The 11344-nt window shown below is 63.7% G+C and carries 11 protein-coding genes; 1 reads left to right on the top strand and 10 read right to left on the bottom strand.

Annotated elements, in window-relative coordinates:
* Nucleotides 1-142: 142 nt before the first annotated feature.
* The 4 genes from PRJ_RS11440 to PRJ_RS11425 all read right to left on the bottom strand — a co-directional run bounded on the left by PRJ_RS11440 (nt 143) and on the right by PRJ_RS11425 (nt 3166).
* Nucleotides 143-637, bottom strand: a complete 495-nt coding sequence (locus PRJ_RS11440) for a GNAT family N-acetyltransferase (RefSeq protein ID WP_010954548.1) — start codon at nt 635-637, stop codon at nt 143-145.
* A gap of 116 nt (nt 638-753) precedes the next feature.
* Nucleotides 754-1689, bottom strand: a complete 936-nt coding sequence (gene catA, locus PRJ_RS11435; RefSeq protein ID WP_104961434.1) for a catechol 1,2-dioxygenase — start codon at nt 1687-1689, stop codon at nt 754-756.
* Nucleotides 1690-1732: 43 nt separating this feature from the next.
* On the bottom strand, nt 1733-2023 hold the full coding sequence (catC, locus tag PRJ_RS11430) for a muconolactone Delta-isomerase (protein ID WP_003256111.1): 291 nt from the start codon (nt 2021-2023) through the stop codon (nt 1733-1735).
* A 21-nt stretch (nt 2024-2044) separates the two neighbouring features.
* Nucleotides 2045-3166, bottom strand: a complete 1122-nt coding sequence (locus PRJ_RS11425) for a muconate cycloisomerase family protein (protein ID WP_104961433.1) — start codon at nt 3164-3166, stop codon at nt 2045-2047.
* A gap of 135 nt (nt 3167-3301) precedes the next feature.
* Here PRJ_RS11425 and catR point away from each other — a divergent pair, with 135 nt between their 5' ends.
* Entirely contained in the window at nt 3302-4174 is an 873-nt protein-coding gene (catR, locus tag PRJ_RS11420; protein ID WP_003256113.1) for an HTH-type transcriptional regulator CatR, read from the top strand.
* Between the two features lie 132 nt (nt 4175-4306).
* Here the strand turns inward: catR and PRJ_RS11415 are convergent, their stop codons facing one another.
* The 6 genes from PRJ_RS11415 to alr all read right to left on the bottom strand — a co-directional run bounded on the left by PRJ_RS11415 (nt 4307) and on the right by alr (nt 11334).
* Complete coding sequence (locus PRJ_RS11415) at nt 4307-5149, bottom strand: helix-turn-helix transcriptional regulator (protein WP_256597959.1); 843 nt, start codon at nt 5147-5149, stop codon at nt 4307-4309.
* A gap of 53 nt (nt 5150-5202) precedes the next feature.
* Nucleotides 5203-6615: an aminotransferase gene (locus tag PRJ_RS11410; RefSeq protein ID WP_104961431.1), complete on the bottom strand. Its 1413-nt coding sequence runs from the start codon at nt 6613-6615 to the stop codon at nt 5203-5205.
* Between the two features lie 34 nt (nt 6616-6649).
* The gene (locus tag PRJ_RS11405; protein ID WP_104961430.1) at nt 6650-7753 is read right to left on the bottom strand and encodes a polyamine ABC transporter substrate-binding protein; all 1104 of its coding nucleotides are present in this window, start codon (nt 7751-7753) and stop codon (nt 6650-6652) included.
* Between the two features lie 336 nt (nt 7754-8089).
* Nucleotides 8090-8791 (bottom strand): NAD(P)H-dependent oxidoreductase, encoded by a 702-nt coding sequence (locus PRJ_RS11400; RefSeq protein ID WP_104961429.1) that lies wholly within the window; start codon nt 8789-8791, stop codon nt 8090-8092.
* Nucleotides 8792-8889: 98 nt separating this feature from the next.
* Nucleotides 8890-10080, bottom strand: a complete 1191-nt coding sequence (locus PRJ_RS11395) for a pyridoxal phosphate-dependent aminotransferase (RefSeq protein WP_104961428.1) — start codon at nt 10078-10080, stop codon at nt 8890-8892.
* Nucleotides 10081-10104: 24 nt separating this feature from the next.
* Entirely contained in the window at nt 10105-11334 is a 1230-nt protein-coding gene (gene alr, locus PRJ_RS11390; protein WP_104961427.1) for an alanine racemase, read from the bottom strand.
* Nucleotides 11335-11344 lie beyond the last annotated feature (10 nt).

Raw genomic sequence — 11344 nt, 5'->3', positions numbered from 1 at the left:
GAAGCGCATGAAAAGGGACCCCGGCAAGCGGCGGCCGGGTCTTGGAAAGCGATGATGGCATTATGCCGCTCGTGAGCATTTTGTGAAGCACATCACAAAAATGGCGCTATCCCTTATCTGGACGAACGAAAGCGCCCCGCCCTCAATGGCGGGTGCCGGTCACCAGGAAGTTGAGCAAGTCCGGCTCATCCCCCAGGGCGATAGCCTGCGCCGGCCGCGGCAGGCTCGCCAGCACGGCATTGCAGAAAGCCACGGCGGGCAGATCCTGTGCGTAGCAACGCAGCAGCCAGTCACCCTCGCCCCCCAGCAACTGCAACGCCACCGCTCGGCCGATGCCCTGGCGACGGTACTTCTTCAAGATGAACAGGTCGGCAAGCTCCTGCGCAACGATGCCAGGCAGCTCGCTGCGCTCGACCAGCACGAAGCCGGCGATGAAGCCGTCCACCAGCACCAGATACGCGCCCCAGCCGTCGTCCTGCCAGTAGCGTTGCAGGTGCTCCTCGTGGATGTAGAAACGGCCGTCCGCCTCGACGTCTTCCTGCTCCCAGTCGGAGGACTCGTAGCAATAGAACTGGTAGAGATTGCGGATCAGCGACGCCTGGTCGATGGTGGTTGGCAGCAGCGCGATGGGGAGCATGGTGTGGGGGCCTGAACAAAAAGACGATTCTAGATCACCCGCCCCTGGCGACAAAAAGCCCGAGGCCTCCCCGCACGGAAAGCCCCAGGCAAAATCACAGTGACAAAACCTCGAACTCAGCCCTCCTGCAACGCCCGCGGCCGATGGCTTCGCGTCTCGGCGTCAGGCGACTTGGCACCCTGCAAGCGGAAGTCGAATGACAGCTCGGCAAAGCGCTCGCCTTGCACGCCGCGGTCGCGCGCCGCCGCCGCATCCTCGACAAAACGCAGTTCGCCGATCAGCCCGTCGCGGGTGGCATAGGCAAAGTCGTCCCACAGGTACTTGTCGCCAGCAAAGTTGATCTGCGTGGTCAGGTGGCGGTGCCCCGGTGCCGAGATGAAGAAGTGCACGTGCGCCGGGCGCTGGCCGTGGCGGCCGAGCAGGTCCAGGCATTCCTGGGTTGGGCCCTGCGGGTCGCAGCCATACCCGGACGGCACGATCGAGCGCGCGCGGTAACGGCCCTCGGCATCGGTGATGATACGCCGACGCAGGTTGAACTCGGACTGGGTCGAATCGAAGTACGAATAGGTGCCCTGGGTATTGGCGTGCCACAGGTCGACGGTGGCACCGGCCAACGGCTTGCCGTCGGCATCGAACACCTGGCCCTGAAGGAACATCACCACGCCTGGGTCAGTGCCGTCGTCCATGCGCGCTTCGCCCTGGGCCAGCGGCGCCCCGGCAACGTACAACGGGCCTTCGATGGTGCGCGGGGTGCCGCCGCCAAGGCCGGCTTCGGCATCCTTGGCATCCTGCAGCAGGTCGAGGAAGTGCTCGATACCCAGGCCAGCAGCCAGCAGGCCTGCCTCATTACGGCCGCCCAGGCGGTTGAGGTAGTCGACTGCGTGCCAGAACTCGTCCTCGGTGATTTCCAGGTCTTCGACCAAGCGAGCGGTGTCTTGCAGCACACGCAGAATGATCTGCTTGAAGCGCGGGTTTCCTTCGGCATGGTCCAGGCCAGCTACCCGGTTGAAGAAGGCTTGAATGTCGGCAGTGTGGGAAATTTTCACGGTCATCGTGCTTACCTCGTATTGTTCTTGTCAGGCATACAGGTGCGAATCAGCGATCGTCGCTGTGAATAGACGAGGGATGCCGACACAGGCCGTCGACCTCGATATCCATGTAAGGGAACAGCGGCAGCTGCATCAGCGTGTCATGCAATGCCTCGACGCTGGGCACATCGAACACGCTGTAGTTGGCGTAATGCCCGGCAATGCGCCACAGGTGACGCCAGGTGCCTTCGCGCTGCAGGCGCTGGGCCAGTTCCTTTTCGTCGGCCTTGAGCTGGGCGGCCTTGGCCGGGTCCATGTCGACCGGCAGCTTCACGGTCATCTTCACGTGGAACAACATGATTATCTCCTTGCTTGCTGATCAGCGACGGGCGAAGCGCGCCAGGCGCTGTTCGTCCAACGTCAGGCCCAGGCCGGGGGTGTGGGGGATGTGCAGCTGGAAGTCGCGGTATTGCGGCGGTTCGTTGACGATCTCCTCGGTCAGCAGCAGCGGCCCGAACAGCTCTGTACCCCAGGTGAGCTGGCGCAGGGTGAGGAATGCATGGGCCGAAGCCAGGGTGCCGATCGAACCTTCGAGCATGGTGCCGCCGTACAAGGCGATGCCAGCGGCCTCGGCGATCTGTGCAGTGCGCAGCACCGCGCGCGGGCCACCATTCTTGGCGATTTTCAGGGCGAAGATGCTGGCGGCGCCGTCGGCGGCCAGGCTGAAGGCGTCCTCGACGCTTTCGATCGACTCATCGGCCATGATCGGTGCCGGGCTGCGCTGGTTCAGGCGCACCTGGCCAGCGCGGTTGATGCGCGAAATCGGCTGCTCGATCAGGTCGATGCCGTTGTCGCCCAATACCTGGCAGGCGCGGAGGGCCTGGGACTCGTCCCAGTACTGGTTGACGTCGACCCGCACGCTGGCGCTGTCACCCAGCTCGCGCTTGATCGCGACCACGTGCTTGAGGTCCTGGGCCACCGGGTTGGCGCCGATTTTCAGCTTGAACACGCGGTGCCGGCGAATGTCCAGCATGTGCTGGGCTTCGGCGATGTCGCGGGCGGTGTCGCCGCTGGCCAGGGTCCAGGCCACCTCCAGGCTGTCACGTACGCGGCCACCCAGCAGTTCGCTGACCGGCAGGCCCAGGCGTTTGCCCTGGGCGTCGAGCAAGGCGCTTTCGATGCCGGACTTGGCGAAGGTGTTGCCCTTGGCCAGCTTGTCCAGCTTGAGCATGGCGGCATTGATGTTATCTGCCGGCAGGCCGATCAGCGCCGGGGCGAGGTACGCGTCGATGTTGGCCTTGATGCCTTCGGGGCTTTCGTAGCCATACGCCAGGCCACCGATGGTGGTGGCTTCACCGATGCCTTCCACGCCATCGCTGCAGCGCAGTCGCAATACCACCAGGGTCTGCTGCTGCATGGTGTGCATCGCCAGCTTGTGCGGGCGAATGGTCGGGAGATCGACGATAATTGCATCTATGTGTTCAATCAGCGCGCTTGTCATTGTTGCCAGGTCCCGTCAGGTCGGGCTTACAGTCGTAGGCCCGAGTGATGCGTTTACTTGATTGTTGAAGGATTGCGCGAGACCCTGACGACCGTCCAATATCAAATGAATCTCCCACCATACCCTGGAGGTCTGATGGAGCTGCGCCACCTGCGTTACTTCAAAGTCTTGGCCGAGACCCTGAACTTCACCCGCGCCGCCGAGCTGCTGCACATCGCCCAGCCACCCCTGAGCCGGCAGATCAGCCAGCTGGAGGACCAGCTCGGCACCCTGCTGGTGGTTCGCGAACGTCCGCTGCGGCTGACCGAGGCCGGCCGTTTCTTCTACGAACAGACCTGCACCGTGCTGCAGCAGTTGCAGAACATCAGCGACAACACCCGCCGCATCGGCCAGGGCCAGCGCCAGTGGCTGGGCATCGGTTTTGCGCCCTCTACCCTGTACACCGTGCTGCCGGAGCTGATCCGCGAACTGCGCCAGGACAGCGAGCTGGAACTGGGCCTGAACGAAATGACCACCTTGCAACAGGTGGAGGCGCTGAAAAGCGGGCGTATCGACATTGGCTTCGGCCGCATTCGCATCGACGACCCGGTGATTCACCAGCAGGTGCTGTGCGAGGACCCGCTGGTGGCCGTGCTGCCCAAGGGCCACCCCCTGGCGGGCAGCCCGCTCAGTCTTGCCCAGCTGGCTGGCGAAGCGTTCATCCTCTACCCGGCCAATCCCCGGCCCAGCTATGCCGACCACGTGCTGGCGCTGTTCGCCCACCACGGCATGAGCATTCGTGTCAGCCAGTGGGCCAACGAACTGCAGACCGCCATCGGCCTGGTAGCGGTTGGCGTCGGGGTGACCCTGGTGCCAGCATCGGTACAGCAGCAGCACCGTCCCGATATCGAGTATGTCGGCCTGCTTGATAGCGGCGCCGTCAGCCCCATCATCCTCAGCCGGCGCAAGGGTGATGTAAGCCCGATCGTGAAGCGGTGCCTGGCGTTGATCGAGCAACAGGCCATATGAACACACCATGCCCACAGGGGCTGTATAGCCCTGCCCTATTGCCTATGCCTGCCCCGTATACCCATCGGTATAGGGATGCTCCCATTGAGCTGTTTCATGCTGCGACACGTGAATCGCCAGGGCTCAAGACAGTCAATCAGAAATCATCGGCAAATGATCACCGCGTAACCAGTCGATGAACCGTGCAAACAACTCCGATTGCGAGTTGATCTCAAGCTTCATGTACAGGTTCTTGCGGTGCATGCGCACGGTCTCCGGCGAGATACCCAACTCCAGCGCAGTAGATTTCACCGAGTGCCCGCGCAAGATCATGTGGGCCACTTCGCGCTCGCGGTCGGTCAGCACCTGGCAGCCAAAGCTGTCGAACGCTGCCTGCAGGCTGCTGCGCTCGGTTGATGCAGCGCCCGGTTCCAGGTTGTACCGGGCATAGCGCCCCAGCAGTTCGCGCACCATCGGCTCCAGCGCACGCAACAGGTCGACCTGCCCGGCATTCAGGCGCGTGCCGCTGCAGCCCTGGAACAGGCTCAGCGACAGCTTGCGGCCTGCGCTGAGGTCGACGATGTAGTAGCTGTCTTCACTGCAACCTGTTCCCAGGTAATAAGCCTTGTAGTAGTCGCTGTCGAAGAAGTTGTCGGGGGCGATTTCCTGCAGGTGGTAGAAGCCTTCGGCCAGGCCGCTTTGCACGGCAAGGCAGAAGGGGTCCAGCAGGTAGCCGGCGCTGAAATAGCGCTCCAGCACGGCGGCCCGATGCCGTTCGGGGATGCCTTGCTGGTACAGCAACTGCGGCGCCCGCCCCTGGCACTCAAGGCTGATCATCATCGACTCCACCTGCACCAACTGGCCGATGGCAGCGGCCACATACTCCAGCGCCTCGGGGGTTTCGCCATGGGCCAGGGCGCGCTGCAACGCCGCGTGCCACTGCTGCAGCGCGCCCATTGTGAGGGTAAGCGGGGTATCGGGGGAGGCCTGGGTCATGCCCGGCAGTCTAGCCTGCCAGGCACGCCCGCGCACAGCCCTTTGCGCCAGGTTCATCGGCCTTGGTACAGGCCAAGCGCCGTGAGTTCACGCGCGGTTTCGAGGATGCACTGGCGCAGGGTCTCGACGATCTCGTCCACCTGCGCATGGGTGATGATCAACGGTGGCGACATCACGTTCAGGTGCATGATCGGGCGCACCAGCAACCCTTTTTCCTGCGCCTTGCTGTGGATGCGCTCGCCGATGTTCACCTCATCGGCGAACAGCGCCTTGCTGGCCTTGTTGGCGACGAACTCGACACAGGCCATCAGCTTCATGCAGCGCACATCCCCCACCAGCGGCAGGTCGCGCAGGCTCTGCAAGCGTTGCTCAAGGTAACCCCCCACGTCCTTGACATGATCGAGCAGTTGCTCGCGCTCGATGATCTCGATGTTCTTCAGCGCCGCCGTGCAGCACACCGGGTGGCCGCTGTAGGTAAAACCGTGGGTGAAGCAACGGCCCTTGCCCGGCTCGGCAATCACTTGCCAGATGCGCTCGGAAAAAATACACGCACCCAGCGGCAGGTACGCCGAGGTCAGGCCTTTGGCGGTGGTGATGATGTCAGGGATGACGCCAAACAGTTCCTCGCTGGCGAAGAAGGTGCCCAGGCGCCCGAACGAGGTCACCACTTCGTCGGCGACGAACAGGATGTCGTAGGTCTGGCACAGCTGCCACATGCGCTGGAAGTACCCCTCGGGCGGAATGATCACCCCGCCCGAGCCCATGATCGGCTCGGCGAAGAATGCAGCCACGTTGTCGGCACCCAGCGAGAGGATCTTGTCCTCGAACTCGGCCACCAGGAAGTCGAGGAACTCCGCCTCGTCCATGTCGTCTGGCGCGCGGTACGGGTTGGGGTTGGAGACGTGGTGGATCAGGTCGTGGTGGTAATCGAACTCCGGCACCCGGTCGGCGGCCTTGTTGCCAATCGACATGGTCAGGGTGGTGGAGCCATGGTAAGCGTTGTAACGGGCGATGATGTGCTTCTTGTGCGGCTTGCCTCGGCAGTTCTGGTAGTACTGGATCAGCCGGTAGGCGGTGTCGACAGCGGTCGAGCCGCCGGTGGTGAGGAACACATGGTTCAAGTCGCCCGGCGCCAGCTGCGCAAGCTTCTGGCACAGTTCGATGGCCACGTCGTTGGCCATGTCGGAGAACGGGTTGGAATACGCCAGCTGGCGCACCTGGTCTGCGATGGCCAGGGCCATTTCCTCGCGGCCCAGGCCGATGTTGGTGCACCACATGCCGCCGACGGCATCAAGGAAACGGTTGCCGTGGGTGTCGCGAATGTAGGCGCCTTCACCGGCGACGATGTTCAACGCACCTTGCTCGCGGTGCTCGTCGAACACATGGTAGCCGTGCATGTAGTGGGCCTTGTCGGCTTCCACCAGTGGGTCGTGGGCAATGGCGAATGCTTTGCTTGGGGTGGCCATGGGCAGCTCCTTGGCGAGAATTTTTGGGCAGTGTTCAGAAACCGGTCTTGACCGTGCTCCAGACCCGGGTGATGGCGCGCATGTCCTTCGGGCTCTGGGTTTTCTGCGCGAACAGGCGTTCGCGGGTGGGTGCGTCGGGGTAGATGGCCGGGTCCTGGCGAATGTCATCACGCACCAGCGCGGTAGCGGCAGCGTTGCTGTTGGCGTAATGGATGTAGTCGGTGACCTTGGCCATGGTCTGCGGCTGCAGCAGAAACTCGATGAAGCGGTGGGCGTTGGCCGCGTGCGGCGCATCCTTGGGGATGTACAGGTTGTCGAACCAGATCAGCGAACCTTCCCTGGGGATGAAGAACGACAGTTTGATGTCCTTCTTCGCTTCCACTGCGCGGGCCTGGGCGGTGGCATAGTCACCGGACCAGGTCAGCGCCAGGCAGACATCGCCGTTGGGCAGGCTGGTGAGGTAATTCACCGAATCGAACTTGCGTATGTAAGGGCGGATGCCCAGCAACAATTGTTCGGCCGCCTTGAGGTCGGCCGGCGACGCGCTGCGCGGGTCCTTGCCCAGGTACTGCAAGGCCAGCGGGATGACCTCGGTGGGCGCGTCCATCAGGGTGACACCGCAGTCGGCGAAGCGCGAGACGATCTTGGGGTCGAACAGCATGGCCAGCGAACCGATCGGCGCGTCGGGCATGCGTGCGGTGATCTTGTCGACGTTGTAGGTGACCCCCGAGCTGCCCCAGGTGTAGGGCGCCGAATACTTCAGGCCAGGGTCGTAGCCCTGCAGGTCGTTCACCACCTGCTGGTCGAGGTTGTGCCAACTGGGCAGTTGCTGCTTGTCCAGTGCCTGGAACACACCGGCGCTGATCAGCGGGGGGACCAGCGAGGCGTTGAGCATGACCAGGTCGTAGCCGGAACGGCCGGTGAGCAGCTTGGTCTGCACGGTTTCGTAGCCATCGAAGGTGTCGTAGATGACCTTGATGCCGGTGGCCTTCTCGAAGTCGGCCAGGGTGGTTTCACCGATGTAGTCGGTCCAGTTGTACAACCGTAACGTGTTACCGCTGTCCACCTCTACCGCCTGGGCCAGGCTGGCGCCAGACGCCAGCAGCAGACCGCCAATCACCTTCAGTACCTTGCGCATGGCAACTCCATCGTGTGAGTGCTCCGGATCGAGCCGATGGGTTCACTATCGGTGGATTCGCCCAGGGGTGACATACCCCGAATGTGTGGGTGGTCGTTTTTTGGCAGGTGGCGCTGGAAGGTTTGCAGAACATCGTATGCCGACAAAATGTTGGGGCTGCTTTGCAGCCCTTTCGCGACACAAGGCCGCTCCCACAAGGACGGCGCAGCCTTCGAAGCTGGTGGTAATCCTGTGGGAGGACGGCGCAGCCTTCGAAGCTGGCGGCAATCCTGTGGGAGCGGCCTTGTGTCGCGAAAGGGCCGCAACGCGGCCCCAGTGTTTAGTACAGGAGAAAGGTCACGTCAGCGGGTACAACGCTTCATCGAACTGCGCCAGGCGCGGGAACACCAGTGGCTGGTCGTCCGAGAGCTGCTCCAGACGCTGCCGGTATTGCTGCAGAAAGTCCTGCCGCGCATCAGCACTGATGTACGGCACATGCCACGCCACGAACGGCGGCAGCACCTCGAACCCGACATAGGCCAGCGTGCCCCGCAGGATCGGCCGCAGCATGTCCTCCAGCGGCCCGTGAATCGCGCCGTCGCCAAACATGTGCTCGCGCCCGCCCAGGGTCACGGTCACCAGCGCCCTCTTGCCGGCCAACCCGCCCTGGTCGTAGAAGCGCTTGCCGCCATAGCACACCCCCGACACCAGCACCCGGTCGATCCAGCCCTTGAGCATGGCCGGGGCCGAGAACCAGAAAATCGGGAAGTTCAACACCAGCAAATCGGCCCACAACAACTTGTCCAGCTCCTGCTGGATGTCTGCGGCAATGGCACCGCGCTTGACGCCCTGACGCTGCTCCAGCGCATACACGAGGTACTCGGGGTTCTCGCGCTGGGTAAAGTCATCGGCACTGGCCACCGGGTTCCAGCCCATGGCGTACAAGTCGCTGACCTGCACCTGATGGCCTTGGGCGCGAAAGGTATCCACAGCCTGGTCACGCAGGGCAGCCGTGAACGATTGCGGCTCGGGGTGAGCGTGGACGATCAGTACATTCACAAGCATTCTCCTCACACAAAACAGGTTATCTTGCCGCAGTGGTTCAGCAGCGCGCGCCTTCCTCCTGGCCCGGGCGGCGCGTACGCTGGACGGTGTGCTCACGCATCCGTCTGCCCGCGCATCAGTTCGCCGGCGCAGCGGGCGATGCGCTGGCAGGCATCGGCCAGCGCCTCATTGCCCAGCACCAGGCCCAGGCGGATATGCCCGGCAGCGCTCGGGCCGAATGCCTCGCCGGCGAGCACCGACACGCCTTGGCTGTCCAACAGGTAGTCGGCGAAAGCCTGTGCGCTAAGGCCGGTTTCACGGATGTCGACCATCACGAACATGCCACCATCGGGCTTCAATGCCTTGAGGCCCGGGCAGCCGGCCAGCTGCTCGCACACCAGATCGCGCCGCTCGCGGTAGGCTTCGCGCATGGCGTCCAGCTCGGGCAACGGCTGCTCCAGCGCCACCACGGCGGCATCCTGGACGAAGTCCGGCAAGCCGTAGAGCATGCACAGGGCGAGGTTTTCCAGATGCGTGGCCAGTGCTGTCGAGCCGACCACCCACCCAATGCGCCAGCCGGTCATGGCATGCGACTTGGACAGGCTGTTCAACGTTGCAGTGCGCTCGGCCATGCCCGGCAGGCTGCCGGGGCTGACATGCTCGCCTTCATACAGCAGCTCGCTGTAGACCTCGTCAGAGATCAGCCACAGATCATGGGCAACGCACAGTTCGGCCAGCGCCTCCCAGGTGGCGCGCGGCAGGCTCGCCCCTGAAGGGTTGTGCGGGCTGTTCAGCGCCAGCGCGCGGGTGCGCGGGGTAATGCGCTCGGCGACGTCACGCGGGCAAACGCGAAAGCCATTCTCGGGCTTGACCGGCACCGGCACCACCTTGGCGCCGCAGGCGCCAAACACGGCCTCGTAGGTGACATACATCGGTTCGGCAACGATCACCTCATCGCCTGGGTCGAGTATGCACTGGGCCACGCAGTACAACGCGCACTGGGCCCCCGCCAGCACCGTCACCTGGTCAGCGCTCACCGCCTGGCCGCTGCGTTGCCGGTGACGGTTGGCGATGGCCTGGCGCAGCGCCAGCTTGCCGCGTACATCGGCGTAATGGGTATGGCCAGCGCGCAGGCTGTCGATGGCCGCCTCGACAATAGGCGCGGGAGTGTCGAAGTCCGGGTCACCCACCGACAGCAGCAGGATGTCCTTGCCCTCGGCCTGCAGCGCCAGGGCGCGGTAGTGGATGTCCCAGGCCGCAGCGCCGTCGCCGGCGATGCGTTGGGTGAGCTTGGCGTAGCGCATGGCAATCTCCTTTCAATGGCAATTTCAGTCGACGAGGATCTTCGGGTTGGAATTGCCCCATACGGTGTACAGATCGGCGAGCAACGCGCCGTTGATTTCTTCCATCTCGGCCTGGGTGATTTCGCCCCCGGCCTGCTTGCCGAACAGCACCACTTCGTTCCCCCCCTTCACATCAGGGAAGTCGGTGACATCGACCATCAGCGTGTTCATCGACACCTTGCCCACGACCGGCACACGGTGGCCGTTGATCAGCACATGGCCCTTGTTGGTGAATACCCGGCGGTAGCCATCGGAGTACCCGACCGTAATGTTGGCCAGCCGCGAATCACGGGCCAGGGTGAAGGTGCGGTCATAGCCCACGGTGTTGCCGGCCGGGTAGCTGTGCACCGCCGCCACGTGCGATTTGAACTGCATCGCACGTTTGTACTCGGTGCGCGCCGGCACGGTGTCACCGAACAGCGCGCCCCCTGTTCGTACCATGTCCAGGCGCGCTTCCGGCACCTCCAGCGTAGCGAACGAGTTGGCGGCGTGCAGGGTGAGCTTGCTGCGGTCGAGCTTCGCGTGCTTGATCAACCAGTCGGTCTGCTCGTTGAAGGCCGCCAGGCCCTTGCGTACATCGTCCTTGTCTTCCACGGCGAAGTGGGTCATCAGCGCGACCAGCTTGAGGTGCTTCTGGTCGGTGATCTGCAGCGCTTCGCCACGGCCGGACCAGGTGGCCATCTCCACCCCGTTGCGGCTCATGCCGCTGGAGTTGAGCGCCAGATGGATGCGCAGGGTCTTGCCATGGCGCGCGGCGATGGCATCGGCCTGGCGGGCAAATTCCGCGCTGCCCACCAGCTCTTCCATGTCGTACTGCAAGCCATCTTCCAGCTCGCTGAGGCTGGCCAGGCGTACCCGCACCAATTGCCCGGTGAAGCCACTGGCGCGGACCACCCGGGCCTCCTCGTTGCTGGCCACCGCCACGCAGGGCACGCCTTGGGCGATGATCGACGGCATCACCAGACCGATACCATGGCCATAGGCATCGGCCTTGAGCACGGCGCACAGCCTGGACTTGCCGGCCAGCTCGGCCTGCAGGGTGCGGATATTGTGTTGCAGGGCGCTGGCACTGACCTCGACCCAGGCGTTGCTGTTCTGCACGGTCAGGGTGTTGGTGCCGTTGTCCATCGACAACGGGGGTGCCGCATACAGGGGGGCCTGTCCGGTGATCAGAAGTGCCAGGGATGCAGCCAGAAGGGTACGGCGAAAGGGCATGGTGATTACT

Source organism: Pseudomonas sp. XWY-1 (assembly GCF_002953115.1).
Lineage (GTDB): Bacteria > Pseudomonadota > Gammaproteobacteria > Pseudomonadales > Pseudomonadaceae > Aquipseudomonas > Aquipseudomonas alloputida.
This window is presented reverse-complemented; position numbering and strand designations above follow the sequence as displayed.